Below are 26,156 nucleotides of genomic sequence, written 5' to 3' on the forward strand. Positions count from 1 at the left end.
ACCCGTGATCTCTCGAATCGATCTGCGCGGCGAGACCCTCCCCGAGGGTTCCGCACTGCGCGACCTGCTGCCCCGTGCCGAGTTCGACGTGGAAGCCGCCCTGGAGAAGGTGCGGCCGATCTGCGAGGACGTACGGCATCATGGCGCAGCGGCGGTGATCGACTACGGGGAGAAATTCGACGGCGTCCGCGTCGGGAGCCTGCGCGTCCCGGCCGAGGCGATCAGCCGCGCCCTCGACGAGCTCGACCCGGCCGTCCGCGCCGCCCTCGAGGAGTCCATCCGGCGCGCCCGGCTCGTCCACCGCGAGCAGCGCCGCACCACCCACACCACCCAGGTCGTCCCCGGCGGCACGGTCACCGAGAAGTGGATCCCCGTCGAGCGCGTCGGTCTGTACGTGCCGGGCGGCCGTTCGGTCTACCCGTCCTCCGTCGTGATGAACGTCGTCCCGGCCCAGGAGGCCGGCGTCGAGGGCGTGGCCATCGCCTCGCCCCCGCAGAGGGAGTTCGGCGGCCTGCCGCACCCGACGATCCTGGCCGCCTGCGCCCTGCTCGGCGTCGACGAGGTCTACGCCGCCGGCGGCGCCCAGGCCATCGCCATGTTCGCGTACGGCACGGAGGGAACGGCCGACGAGCCCGGCTGTGCCCCCGTCAACCTCGTCACCGGCCCCGGCAACATCTACGTGGCCGCTGCCAAGCGCCTCCTCAAGGGCCGCATCGGCATCGACGCCGAGGCCGGCCCCACGGAGATCGCGATCCTCGCGGACTCCACCGCCGACCCCGTGCACGTCGCCGCCGACCTCATCAGCCAGGCCGAGCACGACCCGATGGCCGCCTCCGTCCTCGTCACCGACTCGGACGAACTGGCCGCCGCCACCGAGGCCGAGCTGAAGACCCAGGTCGCCGCCTCCAAGCACGTCGACGACCGGATCGTCCCGGCCCTGGCCGGCCGTCAGTCCGCGATCGTCCTCGTCCGCGACCTCGCCGACGGCCTCAAGGTCGTCGACGCGTACGGCGCCGAGCACCTGGAGATCCAGACCGCCGACGCCGCCGCCGTCGCCGACCGCGTCCGCAACGCCGGCGCGATCTTCGTCGGCCCCTGGGCGCCGGTCTCGCTCGGCGACTACTGCGCCGGCTCCAACCACGTCCTGCCCACCGGCGGCTGCGCCTGCCACTCCTCCGGTCTCTCCGTGCAGTCCTTCCTGCGCGGCGTGCACATCGTGGACTACACGCGCGACGCCCTCGCCGACGTCGCCCACCACGTCGTCACCCTCGCCGAGGCCGAGGACCTCCCGGCCCACGGCGCCGCCGTCAAGGCCCGTTTCGGTTGGAAGGTGCCGTAGAGCAAGTGAGCCAGATCAAGATCGACGACCTGCCCGTCCGGGACGAGCTGCGCGGCAAGTCCCCCTACGGCGCGCCCCAGCTCGACGTCCCCGTCCAGCTGAACACCAACGAGAACCCCTACCCGCTGCCCGAGCCCCTGGTGGCCCGGATCGCGGAGCGGGTCGCCAAGGCCGCCCGCGGCCTCAACCGCTACCCCGACCGCGACGCGATCGAGCTCCGCACCGAGCTCGCCGCCTACCTCACCCGCACCGGCGGGCACCGTGTCGGCGTCGAGAACGTCTGGGCGGCCAACGGGTCCAACGAGGTCCTCCAGCAGCTGCTGCAGACCTTCGGCGGCCCCGGCCGTACCGCGATCGGCTTCGAGCCCTCGTACTCGATGCACGCCCTGATCGCCCGCGGCACCGGCACCGGCTGGATCTCCGGGCCGCGCAACGAGGACTTCACGATCGACGTCGAGGCGGCCGTCCAGGCCATCGCCGAGAACGCGCCGGACGTCGTCTTCATCGCCTCGCCCAACAACCCCACCGGCACCGCGGTCGCGGCCGGCACCGTCCTCGCCCTGTACGAGGCGGCCCAGGCGGCCAAGCCCTCCATGGTGATCGTGGACGAGGCGTACGTGGAGTTCAGCCACCGCGACTCGCTGCTGCCCCTCATCGAGGGGCGCCCGAACCTGGTGATCTCCCGGACCATGTCCAAGGCCTTCGGCGCCGCCGGGCTCCGTCTCGGCTACCTCGCCGCCCACCCGGCCGTCGTCGACGCCGTGCAGCTGGTCCGCCTGCCGTACCACCTCTCGGCCGTCACCCAGGCCACCGCGCTCGCCGCCCTGGAGCACACCGACACCCTCCTCGGGTACGTCGAGCAGCTCAAGGCCGAGCGCGACCGCCTCGTCACCGAGCTGCGCGCCCTCGGCTGCGAGGTCACCGACTCCGACGCCAACTTCGTGCAGTTCGGGAAGTTCCCCGACGCGCACGCGGCCTGGCAGTCGATCCTCGACCGGGGCGTCCTGGTCCGGGACAACGGCGTACCGGGATGGCTGCGGGTCACCGCCGGCACCCCCGAAGAGAACGACGCGTTCCTCGACGCGGTCCGTGAACTGATGAAGGAGCAGAAGCGATGAGCCGCGTAGGCCGCGTTGAGCGCACCACCAAGGAGACCTCCGTCGTCGTCGAGATCGACCTCGACGGCACCGGAAAGGTCGACGTGTCGACCGGGGTCGGCTTCTACGACCACATGCTCGACCAGCTCGGCCGGCACGGGCTCTTCGACCTGACCGTCAAGACCGACGGCGACCTGCACATCGACTCGCACCACACCATCGAGGACACGGCCCTCGCCCTCGGCGCCGCCTTCAAGCAGGCCCTCGGCGACAAGGTCGGCATCTACCGCTTCGGCAACTGCACCGTCCCGCTGGACGAGTCGCTCGCCCAGGTCACCGTCGACCTCTCCGGCCGCCCGTACCTCGTGCACACCGAGCCCGAGAACATGGCGCCGATGATCGGCTCGTACGACACGACGATGACCCGGCACATCCTGGAGTCCTTCGTCGCCCAGGCGCAGATCGCGCTGCACGTCCACGTGCCGTACGGCCGCAACGCCCACCACATCGTGGAGTGCCAGTTCAAGGCACTCGCCCGGGCCCTGCGCTACGCCTCCGAGCGCGACCCGCGCGCCGCCGGAATCCTCCCCTCCACGAAGGGCGCGCTCTAGTCGTGAACGGCCTCTCCACCATCCTCATCCTCGTCGGGCTCTTCCTGCTCGGCGGCATCTACTCCTTCGTCAAGCAGCAGATGCCCAAGGGCCTCATCGTGCTCCTCTCCATCGGCGCCGCGATGTGTCTCTCCGCCGGCGTGCTGCGTCTGGACGTGTGGTCATGAGCACGGTCTCCCCGAAGAAGGTCGTCGTCTTCGACTACGGCTTCGGCAACGTGCGCTCCGCCGAGCGCGCGCTCGCCCGGGTCGGCGCCGACGTCGAGATCACCCGCGACTACGACAGGGCCATGAACGCCGACGGGCTCCTCGTCCCCGGCGTCGGCGCCTTCTCCGCCTGCATGCAGGGCCTCAAGGAGGCCCGCGGCGACTGGATCATCGGCCGCCGGCTCTCCGGCGGCCGCCCGGTCATGGGCATCTGCGTCGGCATGCAGATCCTCTTCGCCGAGGGCATCGAGCACGGCGTGCAGACCGAAGGCCTCGACGAGTGGCCCGGCACGGTCGGCCCGCTGAACGCCCCCGTCGTCCCCCACATGGGCTGGAACACCGTCGACGCGCCCGCCGACACCCAGCTCTTCGCGGGCCTCGACGCCGACGCCCGGTACTACTTCGTGCACTCCTACGCGGTGCGCGAGTGGACCCTGGAGGTCGGCAACCCCAACATCCGCGCCCCCAAGGTCAGCTGGGCCACCCACGGCGAGCCCTTCGTCGCCGCCGTCGAGAACGGCGCCCTCTGGGCCACCCAGTTCCACCCCGAGAAGTCCGGCGACGCCGGAGCCCAGCTCCTCACCAACTGGATCGGAACCCTGTGAGCACTCTCGAACTCCTCCCCGCCGTCGACGTCCGCGACGGCCAGGCCGTCCGGCTCGTCCACGGCGAGTCCGGCAGCGAGACCTCCTACGGCTCCCCGCTGGAGGCCGCCCTGGCCTGGCAGCGCGCCGGCGCCGAGTGGCTCCACCTGGTCGACCTGGACGCCGCCTTCGGCACCGGCGACAACCGCGACCTGGTCCGCCAGGTCACCGAGGCCATGGACATCAAGGTCGAGCTCTCCGGCGGCATCCGCGACGACGCCTCGCTCGCCGCCGCCCTCGCCACCGGCTGCACCCGCGTCAACCTCGGCACCGCCGCCCTGGAGACCCCCGAGTGGGTCGCCAAGGTCATCGCCCAGTACGGCGACAAGATCGCCGTCGGCCTCGACGTGCGCGGCACGACCCTGCGCGGCCGCGGCTGGACCCGCGACGGCGGCGACCTGTACGAGACGCTCGCCCGCCTCGACTCCGAGGGCTGCTCCCGCTACGTCGTCACCGACATCGCCAAGGACGGCACCCTCCAGGGCCCCAACCTGGAGCTCCTGAAGAACGTCTGCGCGGCCACGGACAAGCCCGTCGTCGCGTCCGGCGGCGTGTCCTCCCTGGACGACCTGCGGGCCCTGTCCGGCCTGGTCCCGGTGGGCGTCGAGGGCGCGATCATCGGCAAGGCGCTGTACGCCAAGGCCTTCACCCTCGAAGAGGCGCTCGCGGCGGTGGCGTCGTGACCTCCGAGATCCGCAGGGTCGTCACCGGCGCCCCCTGGGAGGAGGAGTTCGGCTACTCCCGCGCGCTGGAGCTGCCGAACGGCCTCGTCCTGGTCTCCGGCTGCACCTCGGTGGTCGACGGCAAGATCGCCGACGGCGGCCCGTACGACCAGGCCGTCAACTCCTTCAACGTGGCCTTCGACGCCCTGAAGCAGCTGGGCCTGGGCGCGGAGCACGTCGTCCGGACCCGGATGTACATCACCCACGCCCGGGACGTGGAGGAGGTCGGCCGCGCCCACAAGGAGCTGTTCGACGACGTCCGCCCCGCCGCTTCCATGATCATCGTCTCCGGCTTCGTCGACCCGCGTCTTGTGGTCGAGGTCGAGGTCGAGGCTTACCGGGGTGATGCCGCATGAGTCTCGCCGTACGGGTGATTCCCTGCCTGGACGTGGACAACGGCCGGGTCGTCAAGGGCGTCAACTTCCAGAACCTCCGGGACGCGGGCGACCCCGTCGAGATGGCCAAGCTGTACGACGCCGAGGGCGCCGACGAGCTGACCTTCCTCGACATCACCGCCTCCTCCGGCAACCGGGAGACCACCTACGACGTGGTGCGCCGCACCGCCGAGCAGGTCTTCATCCCGCTCACGGTCGGCGGCGGCGTCCGCTCGGCCGAGGACGTCGACAAGCTGCTGCGGGCCGGCGCCGACAAGGTGGGCGTCAACACCGCCGCCATCGCGCGCCCCGAGCTGATCCAGGAGATCGCGGAGCGCTTCGGGCGGCAGGTGCTGGTCCTGTCCGTGGACGCGCGCCGCACCGCCTCGGGCTCCTTCGAGGTGACGACGCACGGCGGCCGCAAGGGCACCGGCATCGACGCCGTCGAGTGGGCGCACCGGGCCGCCGAGCTCGGCGCGGGGGAGATCCTGCTCAACTCGATGGACGCCGACGGCACGAAGGACGGCTACGACACCGAGATGATCGCGGCCGTGCGCAAGCACGTCACGGTCCCGGTGATCGCCTCCGGCGGCGCCGGCAAGCTCGCCGACTTCGCCCCGGCCGTGGCGGCGGGCGCGGACGCGGTGCTCGCGGCCTCCGTCTTCCACTTCGGCGACCTGCGGATCTCGCAGGTCAAGGACGCGCTGCGGGAGGCGGGCCACCCGGTCCGCTGAGCCGAGGTTCCGCTTGCGGAAGGGGCCCCTTCGGGGGCCCTTTCCTTTCACCGGATACGCAGGATTAGTTGCGCAATATCTGTTGCGCAAGTTTTCTTTCGCATCTACCGTCCATGTCATGACCTCGTCGGAGAACCGCCGGATCACCGATCTCGGCACCCTCAAAGCCATCGCGCACCCGCTGCGCATGCGCCTCTACCGCGCCCTGCACGTGGCCCGCACCGCCACCGCCTCCCAGCTCGCCGAGCAGGTCGACGAGGCCGTCTCCCTCGTCAGCTACCACCTGCGCAAGCTCGCCGAGCACGGCCTCATCGAGGAGGCCGAGGCGCAGTCGGCGGACGGGCGGGAGCGGTGGTGGCAGCCCAGCTCGTACGGCATCAGCATCCACGACGAGGACGTCCGTGACGCCCCCGAGCTCGCCGCCGCGTCCGCCGCCTTCGGCCGCACCGTCGACGAGCAGCGCAGCCAGATGTACGCCCGCTTCCGCGACGAGCGCCACACCTGGTCCGACGAGTGGCGCTCCGCCGCCATCAGCTCCGAATGGCTGCCGCGCCTCACCGCCCCCGAGCTCGCCGCCCTCGGCAAGGAGCTCGACGCGCTGCTCAAGAAGTACGACCAGGCCGCCCGCGCCGCCGAGGCCGCCGGCGACACCGAGGGCCGCGAGAACGTCGCCGTCCACCTCCACGGCTTCCCCTACCGAGGCTGACCATGACGATGACGACGACCGCGCCCGCCCCCGCCCGCCCCGCCCACCGCGACCTCAACGTCCTGCGCTGGCTCGGCGCCTTCACCGCCTCCACCCTCGGCGACAGCGTCTACTACCTCGCCCTCTCCTGGACCGCCGTCAGCGGCGGCACCCCCGCCCAGGCCGGACTGGTCATGGCCGTCTCCGCCGTACCCCGCGCGCTGCTCATGCTCGGCGGGGGAGTGGTCGCCGACCGCCTCGGCCCCCGCCGGGTCGTCATCGCCTCCGACACCGTCCGCGCCCTGGTCGTCCTCGGCCTCGCCGCGACCCTGTTCCTCGCCTCGCCCGGCCTGTGGGTGCTCGCCGCCGTCGCCCTCGTCTTCGGCGTGGTCGACGCCCTCTTCCTGCCCGCCGTCGGCGCCCTCCCGCCCCGGATCGCCGAGCGCGACCAGCTCGCCCGCGTCCAGGGCATGCGCGGGCTCGCGTACCGCTCCGGCGCCGTCCTCGGCGCCCCGCTCGGCGGCCTCGCCGTCGCCCTCGGCGGCCCGGCCACCGCCTTCGGCGTCGCCGGACTGCTCTTCGCCCTCTCGCTGCCCCTGCTGAGCGCGCTCCGGCTCCGCCCGCTCCCCGGCGCCGACGAGGCCCGCGACGGCACCGCCCTGCGCGACCTCGCCGACGGACTGCGCTATCTGCGCGGCCACCGCGTCCTCGGCCCGCTGATGATCGTCGTGCTCCTCAGCGACCTGGGCTTCGTCGGCCCCCTCAACGTCGGCCTCGCCGTCCTCTCCGAACAGCGCGGCTGGGGTGCCTCAGGCATCGGCTGGATCCTCGCCGGCTTCGGTACGGGCGCGGGCGCCGCCTCCCTGCTCCTCACCGTACGAGGACGCGTCCCGCGCGCCGGGGCCGTCAGCGGCTGGACCATGACGGTCGGCGCCGTCTCCATCGGCGCCCTCGCCTTCACGCCGTACCTGCCCGTCGCCGCCGCCGTCGCCCTGGCCGTCGGCCTGCTCGCCGGACTCTCCGGGGCACTGGTCAACGCCCTCGTCCAGACCGAGTGCGACCCCGCCTACCTCGGCAGGGTCACCGCCGTCTCCAGCCTCGCCAGCCTGGGCATAGCCCCGCTGTCCTTCCCCGTCACCGGCGCGGCGATCGGCCTGTGGGGCCCCGGCCCGGTCTTCGCCGTGAGCGCCTCGATCTGCGCCCTGGCCGGCGTGTACACCCTCGCCGTCCCGGCCCTCCGCCGCGCCGAACTGCCCCGGTAGCCCGGGTCAGATCCCCAGCTGCTTCGTCTCCCGCAGCCGTTCGATCGCCTCCGGCTCGCCCTCCAGCGCCACCTTCGCCGAGTCCTGGCGGCCGTACAGGTACATCACCAGCTCGCCCGGCTCCCCGGAGGCCGTGACCACCGGGGTGCCGCGGTGGGCGACCGCCGTCTGGCCGTTCGGACGGCGCAGGACCAGGCCCACCGGCGCCTTGCGGCCCAGCAGCCGGGCCATCCGCTCCAGACGGGACCAGAGGGCGTCCGCGAAGACCGGGTCCAGCTCACGCGCCGACCAGTCGGGCTGCGCCCGCCGGACGTCCTCCGCGTGGACGTAGAACTCGACGACGTTCGCACCCTCGTCCACCTGCTTGATGGTGAACGGCGAGAACCGCGGGGGGCCCGTCCGGATGAGCTGGATCAGCTCCTCGTACGGCTTGTCGGCGAACTCCGCCTGCACCCGTTCCTGCCGCTCCTTCAGCGCCGGTACGAGGGAACCCGCCGCCGCGTCCGGACGCCGTTCCCGCACCACCACATGGGCCGCGAGGTCCCGGGTCCGCCAGCCCTCGCAGAGCGTGGGCGCGTCCGGGCCCGCCGCCTCCAACAGATCGGCGAGCAGAAGCCGTTCACGTTTCGCATGGGTCGACATGTCCGCCAGCGTACGGCCGGGCACTCCGGTCCGCCCAGTGGACGCCCCGCCGGACACCGCCCCGGATCGCGGCACAATGGCGCCATGAGCAGCACGCCCCGGACCCCCAGCGACCTCGACCCGGCCATCGCCGCCCGCCTCAAGCGCAGCGCCGACGGGCTCGTCCCCGCCATCGCCCAGCAGTACGACACCGGTGAGGTGCTGATGCTCGGCTGGATGGACGACGAGGCCCTCCACCGCACGCTCACCACCGGCCGCTGCACCTACTGGTCCCGCAGCCGCAACGAGTACTGGGTCAAGGGCGACACCTCCGGGCACGTCCAGCACGTCAAGTCCGTCGCCCTCGACTGCGACGCCGACACCCTCCTCGTCAAGGTCGACCAGGTCGGAGCCGCCTGCCACACCGGCGCCCGCACCTGCTTCGACGCCGACGTGCTCCCCGTCTCCCAGTAAGGTCCGGTGCCATGGATCTCGAGACCTTCCGCAAGCTGGCGGCCGACCGCCGCGTCATCCCCGTCAGCCGCAGGCTCCTCGCGGACGGCGACACCCCGGTCGGGCTCTACCGCAAGCTCGCCGCCGAACGCCCCGGCACCTTCCTCCTCGAATCCGCGGAGAACGGCCGCAGCTGGTCCCGCTACTCCTTCATCGGAGTCCGCAGCGACGCGACCCTGACCGTGCGGGACGGCCAGGCGCACTGGCTCGGCACCCCGCCCGTCGGCGTCCCCGTCGACGGCGACCCGCTCGCCGCCCTGCGCGCCACCGTCGAGACCCTCCACACCCCGCGCGACCTCGCGTCCGGCATGCCCCCGTTCACCGGCGGCATGGTCGGCTACCTCGGCTACGACATCGTCCGCCGCCTGGAGAAGATCGGCGACTCCACCCGCGACGACCTGCAGCTCCCCGAGCTCACCATGCTCCTCACCAGCGACCTCGCGGTCCTCGACCACTGGGACGGCTCGGTCCTGCTGATCGCCAACGCGATCAACCACAACGACCTGGAGACCGGCGTCGACGAGGCGTACGCGCACGCCGTCGCCCGCCTCGACGCCATGGAGGCCGACCTGGCCCGCCCGGTCGAGACCGCGCCGGCCGCCCTGCCGCCCTCCGAGCTCCCCGCGTTCTCCGCGCTCTGGGGCGGCCCCGCCTACCAGGACGCCGTCGAGGACATCAAGGAGCGCATCCGGGCCGGCGAGGCCTTCCAGGTCGTGCCCTCGCAGCGCTTCGAGACCCGCTGCACCGCCTCCGCGCTCGACGTGTACCGGGTCCTGCGGGCCACCAACCCGTCCCCGTACATGTACCTCTTCCGCTTCGAGAACGGCTTCGACGTCGTCGGCTCCTCGCCCGAGGCCCTCGTCAAGGTCGAGGACGGGCAGGCGATGCTCCACCCCATCGCCGGCACCCGGCACCGGGGCGCCACCCCGCAGGAGGACCACGACCTCGCCGAGGAGCTGCTCGCCGACCCCAAGGAGCGCGCCGAGCACCTCATGCTCGTCGACCTCGGCCGCAACGACCTCGGCCGGGTCTGCACCCCCGGCTCGGTGGAGGTCGTCGACTTCATGTCGATCGAGCGCTACTCCCACGTCATGCACATCGTCTCCACCGTCACCGGCGAGGTCGCCGACGGTCGCACCGCCTTCGACGTCCTCACCGCCTGCTTCCCCGCCGGGACGCTCTCCGGTGCGCCCAAGCCCCGCGCCATGCAGATCATCGAGGAGCTCGAACCCTCCCGGCGCGGCCTCTACGGCGGATGTGTCGGTTATCTCGATTTCGCCGGAGACGCGGACACCGCCATCGCCATCCGTACGGCACTGCTCCGTGACGGAACGGCGTACGTGCAGGCCGGAGCGGGTGTCGTCGCCGACTCCGACCCGGTCGCCGAGGACAACGAGTGCCGCAACAAGGCCGCGGCCGTCCTCCGCGCCGTTCACACCGCCAACCGGATGAACGGCAACTGAGCACGTAGGGGATAGTGGGGTATGTGAGTGCCGTACCCGTACCCCAGCCCCGGGCCGCCCGCGCGGCCGTCCCCACCGGCGGCCGCCGCAGCCTGGCCGCGGCCCTCCTCCTCGGCGCCCTCGGCGCCACCGTCGTCCTGCTCTCCGCGGGCCAGATCTGGGCGGAGGGCACCGCGTCCGTCGGCGGCGGCACGGTCCCCGTCGAGGCCGACGGCGGCACCGTCACCGGAGTGCCGACCGCCCTCGCGATCGTCGGTCTCGCCGCGCTCTTCGCCGTCTTCGCCGTCCGCCGCACCGGCCGCACCCTCGTCGCCGCGCTCCTCGCGCTCAGCGGCGCCGGCGCCGCGCTCGCCGCGGTCCTCGGCGCCTCCGACAGCGCCGCGCTCGACGCCGAGGCCGCCCGGATCAGCGGAGACACCGCCGCCGCCGTCGCCGGCCTCTCCCACACCATCTGGCCGTACGTGACCGCCGCGGGCGCCGTCCTCATCCTGCTCGCCGGCCTCTTCGCCCTCCGCTTCGGCAAGAACTGGCCCGCGATGGGCGGCCGCTACGAGCGCTCCGGCACCCCGCGCGCGGGCCGCAAGACCCCCACGACCGACCCGGACCGGCCCGAGGACCTGTGGAAGGCCCTGGACCGCGGCGAGGACCCGACCCGGGGCGAGTGAACCGTTCCGTCCGCGACGCGTGATCGTCCGGGCACCCCCGATTCATCCTCGCGCGCCCACGTGCGGGACAATGAGCGCCGAGTGTCCGCGCACGCGAGACCTCACCATCGAGCAACTGCAACGAGGAGCAACTCATGGCGGGCAGCGCCCACGGACACACCCCGGCCGCCTGGACCGGTGTCATCATCTCCTTCATCGGCTTCTGCATCGCCGGCGTCTTCATGGTGGCCGCCAACCTGCCCGGCTTCTGGGCCGGCGTGGGCGTCATCTTCCTCGGCGGCATCGTCGGCGGCGCGATGAAGGTGGCGGGCCTCGGCATGCCGAAGGACTCGGAGGCGGTCGTCGCCGCCCGCGAGGCCGCGACCGCGACCGCGAGGGCCCGCGCCTGACGCGACACGACGCACCCGAGGGCGCAGTCCGGCCGTGCCGGGCTGCGCCCTCGCGCGTCAGGGGCCACAATCACCGGGTGGACGCGCAGCCGACGGCCGGAGCCGTGACCGACGATTCCCCCACCCAGCCGGGTGAACCTGCGGGACCGAATGCCACGGCCCGACCGGACGCCCCGACGCCACCGGGCGCCGCCCCGCGCCAGGACGCGGCCGTGGCGCCCGGTGCCGCCCGGCCGGCCGGGTCCGTGCCGCCGGGCGCTGCGTGGCCGGCCGGGTCCGTGCCGCCGGGTGCTGCGTGGCCGGCCGGGTCCGTGCCGCCGGGTGCTGCGTGGCCGGCCGGGTCCGTGCCGCCGGGCGCTGCGTGGCCGACCGGGTCCGTGCCGCCCGGTGCCACTTGGCCGGCCGGGTCCGTGCCGGCGCCGCCGCCCGCCCCGCCGCGGTCACTCGTGCGCCGGCTGCTGCCGCCGGTCGGCACCCTCGCCGGTGTCGTCGCCGCGTTCGCCTACGTCGGGGCCGTCGACCCCAACGAACCCGGGCACTACCCCGTCTGCCCCCTCCTCCGCTTCACCGGCATCTACTGCCCCGGCTGCGGCGGGCTCCGCAGCGCCCACGCCTTCGCCCACGGCGACCTCCCGGCCGCGCTCGGCGCCAACGCCCTCGCCGTCGTCGGCTACGGAATCTTCGCCGTCGCCATCACCGTCTGGCTGATTCGGGCGGTCCGCGGCGTGCCCATGCGCCTGGCGATCTCCCCCGTCTGGTGGTGGGGGATCGGGGCCGTCCTCGCCCTCTTCACCCTGGTCCGGAACCTTCCCTTCGGCTCCGCACTGGCCCCCTGAGCGCCGGTCGGGAGTCCCAGCAGGTGGGACGCCGCTCCGGCCGATGCGATTCCGGGGCCGTCCTGCGGATAGGATCGAAGTGGCTGAACCTGGTTCTTCATCACCGTCACCGTCCCGGAAGGGGGCCCCTCGCGTGAGTGTGCTCGACGAGATCATCGAAGGCGTGCGCGCCGACCTCGCAGAGCGGCAGGCGCGGGTCACCCTCGACGAGCTCAAGGAGCGCGCCGCCAAGGCGCCGCAGGCCAAGGACGGCGTCGCCGCACTGCGCGGGGACGGCGTCAAGGTGATCTGCGAGGTCAAGCGCTCCAGCCCGTCCAAGGGCGCGCTCGCCGCGATCGCCGACCCGGCCGGTCTCGCCGCGGACTACGAGGCGGGCGGCGCCGCCGTCATCTCCGTCCTCACCGAGCAGCGCCGCTTCGGCGGCTCGCTCGCCGACCTGGAGGCCGTCCGGGCCCGGGTCGACATCCCTGTGCTGCGCAAGGACTTCATCGTCACCGCGTACCAGCTCTGGGAGGCGCGGGCGTACGGAGCGGATCTCGCGCTCCTCATCGTCGCCGCCCTGGAGCAGGAGGCGCTGGTCTCCCTCATCGAGCGTGCCGAGTCCATCGGGCTGACCCCGCTGGTCGAGGTCCACGACGAGGAGGAGGTCGAGCGCGCCGTCGACGCGGGCGCCCGCATCATCGGCGTCAACGCGCGCAACCTCAAGACCCTCAAGGTCGACCGCTCCACCTTCGAGCGCGTCGCCCCCGAGATCCCCGCGCACATCGTCAAGGTCGCCGAGTCCGGCGTCCGCGGCCCGCACGACCTCATCGCCTACGCGAACGCGGGCGCCGACGCGGTCCTCGTCGGCGAGTCCCTCGTCACCGGCCGCGACCCGAAGGCCGCCGTCGCCGACCTCGTCGCCGCCGGCGCCCACCCGGCCCTCCGCCACGGCCGGAGCTGACCGAACCATGACCGTCGTCCGCGCCACGCCGACCGCCCTGGGCTCCGCCCCGGGCGGCTCCGTCGTGCCCGCGGACGCCTCGGGCCGCCGCGGCCGGCTCCGTACCGCCGCGGCGCCCGTCTCCAAGCACGCCCCCCTGGCCAGGGGCTGCCGTCCGCGCGGCTGCCGCGCGCCCGCCCGCCGTGTCCACGGCCGCCGGGTCCGCTACGTCATCGGCTCCGAGCCGGGCCAGGTCAACGGCATGCGATGGCGCCCGCGCCTCGCGCGCGACTTCACGTAACGCCACCTCCGTGTGGGCATACGTTCCGCAAGGGCGGAACGGGTGGACACACGGAACGGCGCCCTCGGCGGCGCCCCCGCGTTCCGCGCCTCGGCCCGCACCACGACTGCGCCGTACCTGCGGTGCGGGTTCAGGTGCGGAAGCCCTTGGCGCCGGCAAGGGCGCCGTCCGTTGTGCCCAACCGTTCCGCCCCGGCGGAACGCATGCCCACAACGGCCGGGGTGCCCGTACCTGAAGAGCTCGCGCGCATACCGTGACCATCAACCCCACGTATCCCGGGGCACCCGCCCCGCGAGGAGCGCATCCGCATGTCCAGCGAGTTCTTCATCCCGGACCTGGAAGGCCAGGTCCCCAGCCCGGATGGCTACTTCGGCGCCTACGGCGGCAAGTTCATCCCGGAGGCCCTCGTCGCCGCCGTCGACGAGGTCGCCGTCGAGTACGACAAGGCCAAGGCCGACCCCGAGTTCGCCCGCGAGCTCAACGACCTGATGGTCAACTACACCGGCCGGCCGAGCGCCCTCACCGAGGTCCCCCGGTTCGCCGAGCACGCCGGCGGCGCCCGGGTCTTCCTCAAGCGCGAGGACCTCAACCACACCGGATCGCACAAGATCAACAACGTGCTCGGGCAGGCCCTCCTGACCAAGCGCATGGGCAAGACGCGGGTCATCGCCGAGACCGGCGCCGGCCAGCACGGCGTGGCCACCGCCACCGCCTGCGCCCTCTTCGGCCTCGACTGCACCATCTACATGGGCGAGGTCGACACCCAGCGCCAGGCCCTCAACGTGGCCCGGATGCGGATGCTCGGCGCCGAGGTCGTGGCCGTGAAGTCCGGCAGCCGCACCCTCAAGGACGCCATCAACGAGGCCTTCCGCGACTGGGTCGCCAATGTGGACCGCACGCACTACCTGTTCGGCACCGTCGCGGGACCGCACCCCTTCCCCGCCATGGTCCGCGACTTCCACCGGGTCATCGGCGTCGAGGCCCGCCGCCAGATCCTGGAGCGCGCGGGCCGTCTGCCCGACGCGGCCATCGCCTGCGTCGGCGGCGGCTCCAACGCCATCGGGCTCTTCCACGCCTTCGTCCCGGACGCGGGCGTCCGCCTGATCGGCTGCGAGCCGGCCGGCCACGGCGTCGAGACCGGCGAGCACGCGGCCACCCTCACCGCCGGCGAGCCCGGCATCCTGCACGGGTCCCGCTCCTATGTCCTCCAGGACGAGGAGGGGCAGATCACCGAGCCGTACTCGATCTCCGCCGGACTCGACTACCCCGGCATCGGCCCCGAGCACGCGTACCTCAAGGACAGCGGGCGCGGCGAGTACCGGGCCGTCACCGACGACGACGCCATGCAGGCGCTGCGGCTGCTCTCCCGTACGGAGGGCATCATCCCGGCCATCGAGTCGGCGCACGCCCTCGCCGGAGCCCTGGAGGTCGGCAAGGAGCTCGGCAAGGACGCCCTGATCCTCGTGAACCTCTCCGGGCGCGGCGACAAGGACATGGATACCGCCGCTCGCTACTTCGGGCTCTACGACAACGGCGCCGAGGGGGGCTCCAAGTGACCACCGGAAACATCCAGCTCCTCAGCGACACCCTCGCCAAGGCCAAGGCCGAGAACCGGGCCGCGCTCATCGCGTACCTGCCGGCCGGCTTCCCGACCGTCGACGGCGGCATCGCCGCGATCAAGGCCGTCTTCGACGGCGGCGCCGACGTCGTCGAGGTCGGACTGCCGCACAGCGACCCGGTCCTCGACGGGCCGGTCATCCAGACCGCCGACGACATCGCCCTGCGCGGCGGCGTGAAGATCACCGACGTCATGCGCACGGTCCGCGAGGCCCACGAGGCCACCGGCAAGCCGGTCCTCGTCATGACGTACTGGAACCCGATCGACCGGTACGGCATCGAGCGCTTCACCCAGGAGCTCGCCGAGGCCGGCGGCGCCGGCTGCATCCTGCCCGACCTGCCGGTCCAGGAGTCCGGCGTCTGGCGCGAGCACGCCGACAAGCACGGTCTCGCGACCGTCTTCGTCGTCGCGCCCAGCAGCAAGGACGAGCGGCTCGCCACCATCACGGCCGCCGGCTCCGGATTCGTCTACGCCGCCTCGCTCATGGGTGTCACCGGCACCCGCGAGTCGGTCGGCGCGTCGGCCGCGGACCTGGTCCGTCGCACCCGAGCCACCGACCATTCCCGCCAGGGGCTCCCCGTCTGCGTCGGGCTCGGCGTCTCCAACGCCGCGCAGGCGAAGGAGGTCGCCGGCTTCGCCGACGGCGTCATCGTCGGCTCCGCCTTCGTGCAGCGGCTCCTCGACGCCGACGGCGACGAGGCGGCCGGCCTCACCGCCGTAAGGGAACTGGCGGCCGAACTCGCCGAGGGCGTCCGCCGCGTTTCGTAGCCCATTCGGGTGGATGTGGGACCGGGGAGGCGCGGATGTGCCTCCCCGGTTCGTTGCCTGGGGCGTGAGTGAGAAGAACAGCGGTGACGGTAACCGGAGCGCGCGGGAGCGCCTCCAGCAGCAGCGTGAGCGCGACAAGGCCCGCGAGAAGCAGCGGCGCGTCCTGATCGTGTCGGCGGCGGTGGTCGGTGTCCTCGGCCTGGCCGCGATCGTCGGCGTGATCGCCGCCGGCGGCGACAAGGACGGCGGGTCCGACAAGGCCGGCCCGGTGGTCGCGCCGAGCGGGGCGACCGACGAGGACGCCAAGCCCGCCATCCCCACGGGCACGGCGGGCGCCCCGTCGACGCTCGCGATCTGGGAGGACTTCCGCTGCCCGGCGTGCGCCCAGTTCGAGAACGTGATGCGGGACTCGATCCACGAGCTGGAGGCCTCCGGCGCGCTCAAGGCCGAGTACCACCTCGCCACCCTCATCGACGGGAACATGGGCGGCAGCGGCTCGCTCCGCGCGGCGAACGCGGCCGCGTGCGCCCAGGACGCGGGGAAGTTCACCGCGTACCACGACACGCTCTACATCAACCAGCCGCCGGAGACGGACGACGCCTACGGGAAGAACGACAAGCTGATCGAGCTGGCCGCGAAGGTGCCGGGGCTCGACACGCCGGCCTTCCGCAGCTGTGTGAACGACGGCACGCACGACGGCTGGGTCAAGAAGTCGAACGAGGCCTTCCAGAACGGCGGCTTCCGCGGCACCCCCTCCGTCCTCCTCAACGGAGAATCGATCTTCCCGACCAAGGGGAACGAGCAGATCTCCCCGGAGAACCTGAAGAAGTGGGTCGCCGAGGCCAACAAGGGCAAGAAGGCGGGCAGCGCCTCCCCGTCGGCGGGCTAGCCGGCGGGTCGCCCGGCGGATTGGTTATCCAGAAGTTGCCGGGTGGGCTGCCGTCCCGCCCGCCCGGCAAGGTAGCGTCGGTCCTGCCATGGACCTTGCCTACATTCCCAGCCCGTCGACCGGCGTGATCCACCTCGGACCGATCCCGCTGCGCGGCTATGCCTTCTGCATCATCATCGGTGTCTTCGTCGCCGTCTGGCTCGGCAACAAGCGCTGGATCGCCCGGGGCGGCACCGCCGGCACCGTGGCCGACATCGCCGTCTGGGCGGTGCCCTTCGGCCTCGTCGGCGGACGCCTCTACCACGTGATCACCGACTACCAGCTGTACTTCAGCGAGGGTGAGAACTGGGTCGACGCCTTCAAGATCTGGGAGGGCGGCCTCGGTATCTGGGGTGCCATCGCGCTCGGCGCGGTGGGCGCCTGGATCGGCTGCCGTCGGCGCGGGATCTCCCTGCCCGTGTACGCGGACGCCATCGCCCCCGGCATCGCCTTCGCCCAGGCCATCGGCCGTTGGGGCAACTGGTTCAACCAGGAGCTGTACGGCAAGCCGACCGACGTGCCGTGGGCGCTGAAGATCACCGAGGGCCCCAACCGCGAGGCGGGCCTGTACCACCCGACCTTCCTGTACGAGTCGCTGTGGAACGTCGCCGTCGGCTTCCTGGTCATCTGGGCCGACCGCCGCTTCAAGCTGGGCCACGGCCGCGCCTTCGCGCTGTACGTCGCCGCGTACTGCTCGGGTCGCGTGTGGACGGAGGCCCTGCGCGTCGACGAGGCGCACCACGTCCTCGGCCTGCGCCTCAACGTGTGGACCGCGATCGTCGTCGGTGTGCTCGCCGTGGTCTACATGGTGATCTCGTCCCGCCTCCGCCCGGGCCGCGAGGAGATCGTGGAGCCGCGGAAGGCCGAGAAGGCCGACGGCGCCGTGGAAGGCGCCGAGGAGGGCGAGGTGACGGACGCCGAGCCGAAGGACGCCGCTCCTGACGCGGACTCCGCCGCGGAACCGGGGGAGTCCGATGCCGGGGAGTCCGATCCCGAGGAGTCCGAGTCCGAGAAGTCCGAGAAGTCGGGCAACGGCGCCGGATCGGCCGCCAAGAGCTGATCGCCCCTAGCCGGAGGGCCGTCGGGACCGAGAGGTTCCGGCGGCCCTTTTCCGTGTGACGCCCCGCTTCCGTGTCACCCCGTGCGGGCCGCGGGGTCACCCCGTGCGGGCCGCGAGCGCGAGGATCCGGCGGGCGCCCTCCACCACCGCCGCGTCGACGAAGCGGCCGTCCGGGAGCGCGAGGGCGCCCTGCTCGGTCGCGGCCGCCTCGACGACCTCGCGGGCCGCGTCGACCTCCTCCGGGGTGGGGAGGTAGGCGCGCTCGATGACCGGGAGCTGGCGCGGGTGGATCGCCGCCCGGCCGAAGAAGCCCATGGCCCGGCCCCGGGCGCAGCCGGCGGCCAGCGCGTCCAGGTCGGCGATGTCCGGGTGGACGGACTGGGCCGGCGGCGGAAGGGCGGCCGCGCGGGCGGCGACCACCACGCGGCCGCGCGGCCAGTCGAGCCCGCTGTCCTCCCGTACCCCCAGGTCGGCGCGGAGGTCGGCCTCGCCGAGGGCGATGCCGCGGACGGCGGGGTGGGCGGTGGCGATGGCGTAGGCGTGCTCGACGGCGAGGGCGTTCTCCAGGAGCGGATAGAGCGGGAGGCCCGGGGCGAGGTCCGCGATCCGGTGGATGTCAGTGGCGTGTGTCACCTTGGGTACTCGGAGACCGCGGAGGCCGGGGAGGGGGGCCAGGGTGGGGATGTCGAGCGGGGTGTGGACGCGGACGTGGACCGGGACGGGGTGGACGTCCGCGAGGAGATCGGCCGTGGCGTCGAGGGCGTACGCCTTGCGGTGCGGGGCGACCGCGTCCTCCAGGTCGACGATCACGACGTCGGCGCCGGAGGACAGGGCCTTGCGGACGACCTCGGGGCGGTCGCCGGGTGCGTACAGCCAGGTGAGGGGGGTGAGCGGGGCGCGCGGGTGGGCGGTGGCGTGCCTGCGGGGCGCGTCCGTCCGTTCGCCCGGGCTCGTCCGTTCTCGTCCGGCGGGGCCGCTGAGAGGGCTCATACCGCTCCTTGCTCGCGGAGGGCGTCGATCTCGGCGGGGGTGAGGCCGAGTTCGGAGAGGACGGCGGTGGTGTCGGCGCCGTGCGGCCGGCCGGGCCAGCGGATGGCGCCCGGGGTCTCGGAGAGGCGGAAGAGGACGTTCTGCATCTTGATCGGACCGAGTTCGGGATCCTGCACCTCGGTCACGGTGCGGAGCGCCTGGTACTGCGGATCGGCGACGACGTCCCGGATGTCGTAGACGGGGGCGATGGCCGCCTCCGCCTTCTCGAAGGCCGCCATCGCCTCGTCGCGGGTGTGGCGGGCGATCCACGAGCCGACCGCCTCGTCGAGGACGTCCGCGTGCTCGGCCCGGCCGGTGCCGTCGGCGAACCACGGCTCGTCGATCAGCTCCGGGCGGCCGACGAGCCGCAGCACCCGCTCGGCGATCGACTGGGCGGAGGTGGAGACGGCGACCCAGGAGCCGTCGGAGGTCCGGTAGGTGTTGCGCGGGGCGTTGTTGCGGGAGCGGTTGCCGGTCCTGGGCTGGACGTAACCGAGCTGGTCGTACCAGAGGGGGTGGGGTCCGATGACGGAGAGCATCGGTTCGATGATCGCCATGTCGACGACCTGGCCGCGGCCGGTCGCCGTCCTCGCGGTGAGCGCGGTCATCACCGCGTACGCCGTGGCGAGGGCGGCGATCGAGTCGGCGAGGCCGAAGGGCGGCAGGGTCGGCGGGCCGTCCGGCTCGCCGGTGATGGCGGCGAAGCCGCTCATCGCCTCGGCGAGGGTGCCGAAGCCGGGGCGGTGGGCGTACGGGCCGAACTGGCCGAAGCCGGTGACCCGGGCGAGCACGAGACGCGGGTTGACGGTGGACAGCTCCTCCCAGCCGAGACCCCAGCGTTCCAGGGTGCCGGGGCGGAAGTTCTCCACGATGACGTCCGCTTCGGCGGCGAGCGCGAGCAGGGTGTCGCGGCCGCCGGGCGAGGAGAGGTCGAGGGTGATCGCCCGCTTGTTCCGGCCGAGGACCTTCCACCACAGGCCGATGCCGTCCTTGGCGGGGCCGTGGCCACGGGACGGGTCCGGCTTGCGGGGATGCTCGACCTTGACGACGTCGGCGCCGAAGTCGCCCAGCATCATGGCGGCCAGTGGGCCGGCGAAGAGGGTCGCGAGATCCAGGACGCGCAGCCCGTGCAGGGGTGCCGTCGGGTTCTGGGGCGTGGCGGTCGGGGCGTGGGCGGTCATACGGCGTCGGCCTCCAGGGTGTGGGGCGTGTGGAAGGCGGCCTCGATCTCGACGCGGTACGGCATCGACGTCGACGCGCCCTCGCGCTGGACGGAGAGGGCGGCGGCGGTCTGCGCCCAGGCGAGGGCCTCCGGGGCGGGACGGCCCTCGCCGAGGGCGACCGCGAGGGCTCCGACGAAGGTGTCGCCGGCCGCCGTGGTGTCCACGGCCCGGACCCGGGGCGCGGGCACGGTGACCGGTTCGGCGCCGCGCGCCGCGTACAGGGCGCCGGCCGCGCCCAGGGTGACGACCACCTCGGGGACGTCCCGCAGCAGTGCCTGCGCGGCTTCGCGCGGGTCGGTGAGCCCGGTGAGCGCCGCGGCCTCGTGCTCGTTGGGCACCAACAGGTCGGTGGCGGCGAGGAGTTCCGGCGGGAGGGGCTGCACGGGGGCGGGGGTGAGCACGGTACGGACGCCGAGCCGGCGGGCGGTGACGGCGCCCTCGACGACGGCGGACAGGGGGAGTTCGAGCTGGAGCAGCAGGGCGTCCGCGGTGCCGATGAGGGCCTCGTCGCCGTGGCTGAGGGAGGTGACGGTGCCGTTGGCGCCGGGGACGACCACGATCGCGTTGCCGCCCTCGTCGTCGACCACGATGTGGGCGGTGCCGGAGGAGCCCTCGGAGGTGCGCAGCAGATCGGTGTCCACGGCGCAGTGCTCCAGGGTGGCGCGGAGCCGTGCCCCGAAGTCGTCCGCGCCGACCGCGCCGATCATCGCCACCTCGGCGCCCGCGCGGGCGGCGGCGACGGCCTGGTTGGCGCCCTTGCCGCCGGGGATCGTACGGAAGGAGCGGCCGGTGACCGTCTCACCGAGGGCGGGGGCCCGTGCCACATAGGTGACGAGGTCCATGTTCGTGCTGCCGAGCACGACGATGCTGGTCATGGGCGTACGGCCTCCGTGTGTGTCAGTTCGGCGAGGGTGTCGAAGCCGATGCCGTCGAAGGACGGCACCGAGGTCGCCAGACGGTTCTTGAGCGGGTCGGTCCAGCGCTCGGGCAGCCGGTCCGGGTGCCCGGCGAGCAGCCCGGCGACCGAACCGGCGGTGGCGCCGTTGGAGTCGGTGTCCCAGCCGCCCGAGACCGCCGCGCAGACGGAGCGGGAGAAGTCGCCCTCGGCGTGGGTGAGGGCGGCGGCGAGCAGGGCGGCGTTGGGGACGGCATGCACCCAGTGGTACCCGCCGAGTTCGGCGTGCAGGCGGTCGACGACGGTGTCGAAGTCGGCGGTGGTGCGTGCGGCCCCGATCCCGAGGCGGACGGCCCGGGCGAGCCGCGAGCGCGGCGGGACGACGCCGAGACCGGCGGCGAGGGACTGATGGACGTCCGCCGTCCCGCCCGCGGCGGCGGCGAGGGTGGCGGCGACGAACATGGCGCCGTAGACGCCGTTGCCGGTGTGCGTGAGCACCGCGTCCCGGTGGGCCTGCGCCGCGGCGGCCGACGGGTCGCCCGGGTGGGTCCAGCCGTGGACGTCGGCCCGGATCTGGGCGCCGATCCACTCGCGGAAGGGGTTGCGGCGGAGGGCGGTCAGCGGGGGTTCGACGCCGTCGAGGAGGTTGCGGTAGGCGACCCGCTCGGCCGTGAAGGTGCGGCCGGCGGGGAGTTCGTCGAGCCAGAGGCGGGCTACGTCGGCGGTGGTGAAGTCGCGCCCGTACCGCTGGAGGAGCAGCAGGTTGAGGAGGGGGTAGTTGAGGTCGTCGTCCTCGGGCATGCCGTCGATGTTCTCGGCGAGGGAGGTGGCGGCGGAGCGGCGGTTCCACGGGTGGGCGGCGAGCAGTTCGGGCGGGACGCCGCGGGCGGTGAACCAGGTGGTGAGGGGCCAGTTGCCGGCGGCGCGGGCGAGGGCGCGGAGGGCGGGGAGGGGGAGCTTCTCGACGGGCTTGCCGAGCAGACACCCGGCGGCCCGCCCGAGCCAGGCGGCGTGCAGCCGGTGCAGCAGAGCGGTGTCCTTCGACGTCGTGGGCAGGCGTTCCGGGGGGTCGGAGGTCGCCGTCAGGGCCCGGATCGCGGGGAGGTCGGTGGGCTCGTGGGCCGAGAGGGGCGAGGGGAGGGACGTCAGGGCGTCCAGGAGTTCTTCCGCCAGGGGGCGGAGGTCCGGGCGGGGGGTCCCGGAGGCGCCGGCCGTCCTCGGGGCCGGGGGGCCGCCCGCCTCCGTCCAGCGGGCCGCCAGGGCGTCGGCGTCGCGGCCGTCCTCCGAGGCCTGGCGGAGTTCGTGGCCCACCAGGTCCTCCGGCTGGACCCAGGTCACGCGGAGGGTCATCGGTCCGCGCTCGTCAGCGTCGCGAAGGCCGCCTCGTGGGCCCGGCGGACGGCGCTGTCCCCCGCGAAGATCTCGCGGGCCACCTCCGCCAGCGTTCGCGCCGGTGCGTGCAGGTCCAGGCGGCTCGCCTCCGCCACCTGCTTCGCCCACTCCGGGGGGACCGCGGACTCGCCGCGCAGTGCGCCCACGATCGCACCCGCCATCGTGGCGATCGAGTCGCAGTCGCGGCCGTAGTTGACCGCGCCCAGGACCGTACGGCGGTAGTCGCCCTCGCCGACGAGGAGCATGCCGAGGGCGACGGGGAGTTCCTCGATGGCGTGCAGGCGGGAGGGGCGGCGGGCACCGAGGGAGGGGGCCCGGTAGTCGGGGCCCACCGTGTCGAAGGGGGCCACCGCCCTGCGGAGCGGGATCAGGGCGGTCTCGAAGTCCGTGTGGTCGGCGGCGACTTCGGCGACCGCCCTGATCGCCGCGTGCGTTCCGTCCTTCGCCAGGGACAGTGCCGCGGCCACCACCGACGCCGGCGTCGCGCCCGGCGCGCAGGCCGCCGCGACCGCCGCCGCGAAGACCCCCGCCGCCTCCCGGCCGTACGAGGACTGGTGCGCGCCCGTCAGGTCGATCGCCTCGGCGTAGGCGGCCGCCGGGTGGGCGGCGTTGACCAGGCCGACCGGCGCCATGTACATCGCGGCCCCGCAGTTGACGATGTTCCCCGCGCCCGCCTCCCGGGGGTCCACGTGGCCGTAGTGGAGCCGGGTCACGATCCACTTCTCGGCGAGGAAGATCCGCTGGAGGGGGAGCGCCTCGGCCTCCAGCTCCGGGATCCAGACGGGGGAGCCCATGAGTTCGGGGACGAGGTGGTCCGCGACCGCGTACGCGTCGAGGTGGCCGCGGACCTTCTCGTACACCCGGATCAGCGCGTGGGTCATCAAGGTGTCGTCGGTGACGTGCCCGTCGCCCTTGTGGTACGGCGCGATGGGCCGGGCGGTGCGCCAGTCGCCGCCGTTCCAGGGGCCGACGATCCCGGTGACGCGGCCGCCGTGGCGTTCCAGGATCTGTTCGGGGGTGTAGCCCTCGACGGGGCCGCCGAGGGCGTCGCCGACGGCGGCCCCGAGGAGACTGCCGGTGATCCGGTCATCCAGGGTGGGCAGATCCAGTGTGCGTGTCATGTCGGAATTGTCCACCTGGGGCGGCCGGTTCCGTGGCTCCCAGCAGCCCGGCGAGTTCCACCAGGTCCGTCCCCGCGAGGCGGGGCAGCGCGCAGCCCGCGAGCGTCCTGCACGCCTCGCGCCAGCTCGCCGGGACCGAACGGCCGCCGCCCAGCGCGCCGGTGAGGGCGCCCGCGAGCGCCGGGGCCGAGTCGGCGACCCGGGAGAGGCAGGCGGCGGCCGGTACCGCGGCCGTCATCTCGCCCCTGGCGGCGGTGGCGAGGGCCAGGGCGACCGGGACGGTCTCGGCGGCGGCGATGCCGTAGCTGTAGACGTGGTCCACGATCTGGTGCTCCAGGAGCGGGACCAGTTCGAAGGCGGACTCGGCGGCCTGGGCGAGCTTCACGGCGTGCCGGGCGTTGCGGCCGATCTCGGTGACGGGCGGGAGTTCGGCGAGCGCCGCCTCGACGGCCCCGTCGACCGTCGCCCCGCCGAGGGCCGCGGCGACGGCCGCCGCCGTCGCCCGGGCGCCGTGGACGCCGTCGCCGTCCTGGGTGTACCGCGCGTCGAACTCGGCGAGTTCGGCGGCCGCGCGGGGGTCGCCGGGGTGGACGAGGGCGAGGACCGCGGCGCGGACGCAGGCGGCGTCGTCGAAGAAGTGCGGGTTGTCGTGGCCCGTGGCGGGCGGGCGCAGGCCGGTGGCGAGATTTCCGAGGCCCGCGCGGACCGAGATCCGGGCCCGGAGCGGGAGGACGGCCGACTCGACCTCGGGGGCGCGGTCGGCGGCGGCGGCGACCTGGCCGGCGAGGGCGTTCCAGGCGAGGTCGACGGCGGCGCGGAGGCGGCGGTCCGGGGGGAGGGCGGCGAAGACCGGGCCGTCGGCGGTGAGGATCGCCTCGGCGGTGAAGACCGCCCACTCGGCGTCGTCGGAGGGGCCGAGGCGGAGGGGCTCCGGGGGCTGGTTGAGGGCGATGGGGACGGGGAGGGTGGTCGTCGCGTTCTGCTCGGCGAAGGTGTCGAGTTCGCGGGTGAGGCGGCGGGTCCATTCGGGCATGCGGGCGGCGCGGTGCCTGGCGGCGGGCCAGCCGGCGGCGTCGCCTGCGGCGAGCCCGAGGAGGAGGCCCTCCGCCTTGTCACGGGTCGCCCTGGCCCGGGCGGCCGGCGCCGGGGCCTGGCCCAGCGGTGAGGCCGGGGCCTTGTCGGCGCCTCGCCACGAGCCGGTGCCCCGCACCAGGGCGGGGTCCCACGGGGCACCGTTCGCCGGGGCGGTGCCCGGCATCGGGGGCTGTGCCCACCCGTTCCGCCCTGCGGAACGATTGCCCACAGCGGGTGCGGCGAGTGCGCCCGGCTCCGGGGCCTTGCCCACGGCTGGTGCGGCGAGTGCGCCGGTACCTGTGCCCTGATCCCCAGCTGGTGCGGTGAGTGCGCCCGGCTCCGGGGCCTTGCCCACGGCTGGTGCGGCGAGTGCGCCGGTACCTGTGCCCTGATCCCCAGCTGGTGCGGCAATTGCACCCGGTTCCAGGGCCGTGCCCCCAGCTGGTGCGGCGATTGCACCCGGTTCCAGGGCCTTGCCCACAGCTGGTGCGGCGAGTGTGCCCGGTTCCGGGGCCTTGCCCACAGCTGGTGCGGTGAGTGCGCCCGGCTCCGGGGCCTTGCCCACAGCGGCAGCGGTGGTGGCGGCGGTGGCGGCGGCGGTCGTGGCGTCCGCCTCCGCCGTCGTCGTCACGTCGGCGCTCATGCCGCTTCCTCCGGGGTCAGGAGGTCCGCCACGTCCAGGACGTGGTAGCCGCGCATCGACGGGAGGCAGCTGCCCGTCACCGGGGCGATGGCCGAGGCCCAGTCGGCCGGGATCGCGTCCACGCCGCCCGCCGCGCCCGCCAGGGCTCCCGCCACCGCCGCCGTCGTGTCGGCGTCGCGGCCCATGTTGACCGCCGTCAGGACCGCCGTACGGAAGTCGCCGCGGGCCGCCGCGAACGCGCCGAACGCCAGGCCCACCGCCTCCGGCGCCAGGTCCGTCCACGGGTAGCCGCCGATGACGACCGCCGAGCGGACCTGGCGTTCGCGGGTGAGCGGGTCCGGCTGGACCCGCTGGGCCGCGACGACCGCGCGGCGCAGCGAGCGCGCCGTCCACGAGTCCATCGGGACCACGGACAGGGCCGCCGCGATCACCGAGGTGACCGTCGCTCCCGTCATCGCCGCCGCCACGCCCGCCGCCACCGCCTGGCCGCCGTAGATGCCCTCACCGTCGTGGCTGACGCTGCCGTCGATCGCGACCAGCCGGGCCGCCTCCGCCGGACGGCCCGCCGCGAACACCCCGAAAGGCGCCGCGCGCATCGCGAGGCCGTCGCTCCACGCGTGGCGGTGCTGGGCCGAGATGGGGGCCGCCAGGCCCCGGCGGAGGTTCTCCAGGGTGCCGCGCTCCGAGAAGCCCGCGCCGCGGAAGGGGCCTTCGTCGAGGTCGGCGATCCAGTGGTGCCAGGCCCGTTCCACGTGGTGGACGGTGAGGGCCGAGCCGTGCCGGGCGAGGAGCAGCGCCGAGAAGATGGCGTACTCCGTGTCGTCGGTGCCCGCCGGGCTGTCCGTCACGAAGCCCTCGATGCGGCCCCAGCGGCGGCGGATCTCCGAGGGTTTCATGTTCTCGGCGGGCGCGCCGAGCGCGTCGCCGACGGCGAGACCGAGGAGTGCCCCTCTCGCCCGTTCACGCGTGTCGCAGGCCGTGCTGTTCACCATCTCGCGCCCCTTCCTCAATAGAGGCGCCG

29 protein-coding genes are annotated in these 26,156 nt (G+C 73.8%); 21 read left to right on the forward strand and 8 right to left on the reverse strand.

Annotated features, from left to right (window positions below):
* Positions 1 to 4 precede the first annotated feature (4 nt).
* The 10 genes from hisD to ACF07V_RS10615 all read left to right on the forward strand — a co-directional run bounded on the left by hisD (position 5) and on the right by ACF07V_RS10615 (position 7,674).
* Positions 5 to 1,339: a histidinol dehydrogenase gene (gene hisD / locus ACF07V_RS10570; RefSeq protein WP_392153025.1), complete on the forward strand. Its 1,335-nt coding sequence runs from the start codon at positions 5 to 7 to the stop codon at positions 1,337 to 1,339.
* A 5-nt stretch (positions 1,340 to 1,344) separates the two neighbouring features.
* Positions 1,345 to 2,457: a histidinol-phosphate transaminase gene (locus ACF07V_RS10575; protein WP_392153027.1), complete on the forward strand. Its 1,113-nt coding sequence runs from the start codon at positions 1,345 to 1,347 to the stop codon at positions 2,455 to 2,457.
* Positions 2,454 to 3,047: an imidazoleglycerol-phosphate dehydratase HisB gene (gene hisB, locus ACF07V_RS10580; protein WP_030492957.1), complete on the forward strand. Its 594-nt coding sequence runs from the start codon at positions 2,454 to 2,456 to the stop codon at positions 3,045 to 3,047. The genes ACF07V_RS10575 and hisB overlap by 4 nt, the downstream gene beginning before the upstream one ends.
* A gap of 2 nt (positions 3,048 to 3,049) precedes the next feature.
* Positions 3,050 to 3,214 carry a hypothetical protein gene (locus ACF07V_RS10585; RefSeq protein WP_184930073.1) on the forward strand — a complete coding sequence of 55 codons (165 nt, stop codon included), beginning with the start codon at positions 3,050 to 3,052 and terminating at the stop codon, positions 3,212 to 3,214.
* Positions 3,211 to 3,858, forward strand: coding sequence for an imidazole glycerol phosphate synthase subunit HisH (gene hisH, locus ACF07V_RS10590; RefSeq protein ID WP_392153029.1), 648 nt, complete (start codon positions 3,211 to 3,213; stop codon positions 3,856 to 3,858). The genes ACF07V_RS10585 and hisH overlap by 4 nt, the downstream gene beginning before the upstream one ends.
* Positions 3,855 to 4,580, forward strand: coding sequence for a bifunctional 1-(5-phosphoribosyl)-5-((5-phosphoribosylamino)methylideneamino)imidazole-4-carboxamide isomerase/phosphoribosylanthranilate isomerase PriA (gene priA / locus ACF07V_RS10595; protein ID WP_392153030.1), 726 nt, complete (start codon positions 3,855 to 3,857; stop codon positions 4,578 to 4,580). The genes hisH and priA overlap by 4 nt, the downstream gene beginning before the upstream one ends.
* Positions 4,577 to 4,975 (forward strand): RidA family protein, encoded by a 399-nt coding sequence (locus ACF07V_RS10600; protein ID WP_392153032.1) that lies wholly within the window; start codon positions 4,577 to 4,579, stop codon positions 4,973 to 4,975. The genes priA and ACF07V_RS10600 overlap by 4 nt, the downstream gene beginning before the upstream one ends.
* Positions 4,972 to 5,727: an imidazole glycerol phosphate synthase subunit HisF gene (gene hisF, locus ACF07V_RS10605; protein WP_392153033.1), complete on the forward strand. Its 756-nt coding sequence runs from the start codon at positions 4,972 to 4,974 to the stop codon at positions 5,725 to 5,727. Before ACF07V_RS10600 ends, hisF begins: the two co-directional genes overlap by 4 nt.
* A gap of 118 nt (positions 5,728 to 5,845) precedes the next feature.
* A complete protein-coding gene (locus ACF07V_RS10610; protein ID WP_392153035.1) occupies positions 5,846 to 6,433 on the forward strand; it encodes an ArsR/SmtB family transcription factor in 588 nt (195 codons plus the stop codon).
* 2 nt (positions 6,434 to 6,435) lie between these two features.
* Positions 6,436 to 7,674, forward strand: coding sequence for an MFS transporter (locus tag ACF07V_RS10615; protein WP_392153036.1), 1,239 nt, complete (start codon positions 6,436 to 6,438; stop codon positions 7,672 to 7,674).
* A 6-nt stretch (positions 7,675 to 7,680) separates the two neighbouring features.
* On the opposite strand, the gene ACF07V_RS10620 is transcribed toward ACF07V_RS10615, so the two are convergent.
* Positions 7,681 to 8,316 (reverse strand): TIGR03085 family metal-binding protein, encoded by a 636-nt coding sequence (locus tag ACF07V_RS10620; protein WP_392153037.1) that lies wholly within the window; start codon positions 8,314 to 8,316, stop codon positions 7,681 to 7,683.
* Positions 8,317 to 8,400: 84 nt separating this feature from the next.
* Between ACF07V_RS10620 and hisI the strand changes: the two genes are divergently transcribed.
* From hisI to lgt, 11 genes are all read left to right on the forward strand, one after another.
* Positions 8,401 to 8,769, forward strand: coding sequence for a phosphoribosyl-AMP cyclohydrolase (gene hisI, locus ACF07V_RS10625; protein WP_369143715.1), 369 nt, complete (start codon positions 8,401 to 8,403; stop codon positions 8,767 to 8,769).
* An 11-nt stretch (positions 8,770 to 8,780) separates the two neighbouring features.
* Positions 8,781 to 10,271 carry an anthranilate synthase component I gene (locus ACF07V_RS10630; protein WP_392153038.1) on the forward strand — a complete coding sequence of 497 codons (1,491 nt, stop codon included), beginning with the start codon at positions 8,781 to 8,783 and terminating at the stop codon, positions 10,269 to 10,271.
* A gap of 14 nt (positions 10,272 to 10,285) precedes the next feature.
* On the forward strand, positions 10,286 to 10,936 hold the full coding sequence (locus ACF07V_RS10635; protein WP_392153040.1) for a TIGR02234 family membrane protein: 651 nt from the start codon (positions 10,286 to 10,288) through the stop codon (positions 10,934 to 10,936).
* Between the two features lie 134 nt (positions 10,937 to 11,070).
* Positions 11,071 to 11,325 (forward strand): HGxxPAAW family protein, encoded by a 255-nt coding sequence (locus ACF07V_RS10640; RefSeq protein ID WP_392153041.1) that lies wholly within the window; start codon positions 11,071 to 11,073, stop codon positions 11,323 to 11,325.
* 377 nt (positions 11,326 to 11,702) lie between these two features.
* A complete protein-coding gene (locus tag ACF07V_RS10645; protein ID WP_392153043.1) occupies positions 11,703 to 12,161 on the forward strand; it encodes a DUF2752 domain-containing protein in 459 nt (152 codons plus the stop codon).
* Between the two features lie 133 nt (positions 12,162 to 12,294).
* On the forward strand, positions 12,295 to 13,104 hold the full coding sequence (trpC, locus tag ACF07V_RS10650; protein ID WP_123451331.1) for an indole-3-glycerol phosphate synthase TrpC: 810 nt from the start codon (positions 12,295 to 12,297) through the stop codon (positions 13,102 to 13,104).
* A gap of 7 nt (positions 13,105 to 13,111) precedes the next feature.
* A complete protein-coding gene (gene trpM / locus ACF07V_RS10655) occupies positions 13,112 to 13,384 on the forward strand; it encodes a tryptophan biosynthesis modulator TrpM (protein WP_392153046.1) in 273 nt (90 codons plus the stop codon).
* A 308-nt stretch (positions 13,385 to 13,692) separates the two neighbouring features.
* Positions 13,693 to 14,940 (forward strand): tryptophan synthase subunit beta, encoded by a 1,248-nt coding sequence (gene trpB / locus ACF07V_RS10660; protein ID WP_392153048.1) that lies wholly within the window; start codon positions 13,693 to 13,695, stop codon positions 14,938 to 14,940.
* Complete coding sequence (trpA, locus tag ACF07V_RS10665; RefSeq protein ID WP_392153050.1) at positions 14,937 to 15,770, forward strand: tryptophan synthase subunit alpha; 834 nt, start codon at positions 14,937 to 14,939, stop codon at positions 15,768 to 15,770. The genes trpB and trpA overlap by 4 nt, the downstream gene beginning before the upstream one ends.
* Positions 15,771 to 15,834: 64 nt before the next feature.
* Positions 15,835 to 16,659 carry a DsbA family protein gene (locus tag ACF07V_RS10670; RefSeq protein ID WP_392153051.1) on the forward strand — a complete coding sequence of 275 codons (825 nt, stop codon included), beginning with the start codon at positions 15,835 to 15,837 and terminating at the stop codon, positions 16,657 to 16,659.
* An 88-nt stretch (positions 16,660 to 16,747) separates the two neighbouring features.
* A complete protein-coding gene (lgt, locus tag ACF07V_RS10675; RefSeq protein ID WP_392153053.1) occupies positions 16,748 to 17,758 on the forward strand; it encodes a prolipoprotein diacylglyceryl transferase in 1,011 nt (336 codons plus the stop codon).
* A 96-nt stretch (positions 17,759 to 17,854) separates the two neighbouring features.
* On the opposite strand, the gene ACF07V_RS10680 is transcribed toward lgt, so the two are convergent.
* The 7 genes from ACF07V_RS10680 to ACF07V_RS10710 form a co-directional block, all read right to left on the reverse strand.
* The gene (locus ACF07V_RS10680) at positions 17,855 to 18,748 is read right to left on the reverse strand and encodes an HpcH/HpaI aldolase/citrate lyase family protein (protein ID WP_392153055.1); all 894 of its coding nucleotides are present in this window, start codon (positions 18,746 to 18,748) and stop codon (positions 17,855 to 17,857) included.
* Positions 18,745 to 19,968, reverse strand: a complete 1,224-nt coding sequence (locus ACF07V_RS10685) for a CaiB/BaiF CoA transferase family protein (protein WP_392153057.1) — start codon at positions 19,966 to 19,968, stop codon at positions 18,745 to 18,747. Before ACF07V_RS10685 ends, ACF07V_RS10680 begins: the two co-directional genes overlap by 4 nt.
* Positions 19,965 to 20,885, reverse strand: coding sequence for a ribokinase (rbsK, locus tag ACF07V_RS10690; protein ID WP_392153059.1), 921 nt, complete (start codon positions 20,883 to 20,885; stop codon positions 19,965 to 19,967). The genes ACF07V_RS10685 and rbsK overlap by 4 nt, the downstream gene beginning before the upstream one ends.
* A complete protein-coding gene (locus ACF07V_RS10695) occupies positions 20,882 to 22,255 on the reverse strand; it encodes an ADP-ribosylglycohydrolase family protein (protein WP_392153061.1) in 1,374 nt (457 codons plus the stop codon). The genes rbsK and ACF07V_RS10695 overlap by 4 nt, the downstream gene beginning before the upstream one ends.
* Positions 22,252 to 23,418, reverse strand: a complete 1,167-nt coding sequence (locus ACF07V_RS10700; RefSeq protein WP_392153062.1) for an ADP-ribosylglycohydrolase family protein — start codon at positions 23,416 to 23,418, stop codon at positions 22,252 to 22,254. The genes ACF07V_RS10695 and ACF07V_RS10700 overlap by 4 nt, the downstream gene beginning before the upstream one ends.
* Positions 23,384 to 24,676 carry an ADP-ribosylglycohydrolase family protein gene (locus tag ACF07V_RS10705; protein WP_392153064.1) on the reverse strand — a complete coding sequence of 431 codons (1,293 nt, stop codon included), beginning with the start codon at positions 24,674 to 24,676 and terminating at the stop codon, positions 23,384 to 23,386. The genes ACF07V_RS10700 and ACF07V_RS10705 overlap by 35 nt, the downstream gene beginning before the upstream one ends.
* Positions 24,677 to 25,131: 455 nt before the next feature.
* Positions 25,132 to 26,127, reverse strand: coding sequence for an ADP-ribosylglycohydrolase family protein (locus tag ACF07V_RS10710; RefSeq protein ID WP_392153065.1), 996 nt, complete (start codon positions 26,125 to 26,127; stop codon positions 25,132 to 25,134).
* Positions 26,128 to 26,156: the final 29 nt, after the last annotated feature.

It is taken from the genome of Streptomyces sp. NPDC015661 (assembly GCF_043077765.1).
In the GTDB taxonomy this organism is placed as follows: Bacteria; Actinomycetota; Actinomycetes; order Streptomycetales; family Streptomycetaceae; genus Streptomyces.

Coding starts and splice junctions, on each gene's coding strand:
- hisB (WP_030492957.1), top strand. CDS start 2,454: ATGAGCCGCGTAGGCCGCGTTGAGCGCACCACCAAGGAGACCTCCGTC.
- hisH (WP_392153029.1), top strand. CDS start 3,211: ATGAGCACGGTCTCCCCGAAGAAGGTCGTCGTCTTCGACTACGGCTTC.
- hisF (WP_392153033.1), top strand. CDS start 4,972: ATGAGTCTCGCCGTACGGGTGATTCCCTGCCTGGACGTGGACAACGGC.
- ACF07V_RS10610 (WP_392153035.1), top strand. CDS start 5,846: ATGACCTCGTCGGAGAACCGCCGGATCACCGATCTCGGCACCCTCAAA.
- ACF07V_RS10615 (WP_392153036.1), top strand. CDS start 6,436: ATGACGATGACGACGACCGCGCCCGCCCCCGCCCGCCCCGCCCACCGC.
- ACF07V_RS10620 (WP_392153037.1), bottom strand. CDS start 8,316: ATGTCGACCCATGCGAAACGTGAACGGCTTCTGCTCGCCGATCTGTTG.
- hisI (WP_369143715.1), top strand. CDS start 8,401: ATGAGCAGCACGCCCCGGACCCCCAGCGACCTCGACCCGGCCATCGCC.
- ACF07V_RS10630 (WP_392153038.1), top strand. CDS start 8,781: ATGGATCTCGAGACCTTCCGCAAGCTGGCGGCCGACCGCCGCGTCATC.
- ACF07V_RS10640 (WP_392153041.1), top strand. CDS start 11,071: ATGGCGGGCAGCGCCCACGGACACACCCCGGCCGCCTGGACCGGTGTC.
- trpM (WP_392153046.1), top strand. CDS start 13,112: ATGACCGTCGTCCGCGCCACGCCGACCGCCCTGGGCTCCGCCCCGGGC.
- trpB (WP_392153048.1), top strand. CDS start 13,693: ATGTCCAGCGAGTTCTTCATCCCGGACCTGGAAGGCCAGGTCCCCAGC.
- lgt (WP_392153053.1), top strand. CDS start 16,748: ATGGACCTTGCCTACATTCCCAGCCCGTCGACCGGCGTGATCCACCTC.
- ACF07V_RS10680 (WP_392153055.1), bottom strand. CDS start 18,748: ATGAGCCCTCTCAGCGGCCCCGCCGGACGAGAACGGACGAGCCCGGGC.
- ACF07V_RS10685 (WP_392153057.1), bottom strand. CDS start 19,968: ATGACCGCCCACGCCCCGACCGCCACGCCCCAGAACCCGACGGCACCC.
- rbsK (WP_392153059.1), bottom strand. CDS start 20,885: ATGACCAGCATCGTCGTGCTCGGCAGCACGAACATGGACCTCGTCACC.
- ACF07V_RS10695 (WP_392153061.1), bottom strand. CDS start 22,255: ATGACCCTCCGCGTGACCTGGGTCCAGCCGGAGGACCTGGTGGGCCAC.
- ACF07V_RS10700 (WP_392153062.1), bottom strand. CDS start 23,418: ATGACACGCACACTGGATCTGCCCACCCTGGATGACCGGATCACCGGC.
- ACF07V_RS10705 (WP_392153064.1), bottom strand. CDS start 24,676: ATGCCGGGCACCGCCCCGGCGAACGGTGCCCCGTGGGACCCCGCCCTG.
- ACF07V_RS10710 (WP_392153065.1), bottom strand. CDS start 26,127: ATGGTGAACAGCACGGCCTGCGACACGCGTGAACGGGCGAGAGGGGCA.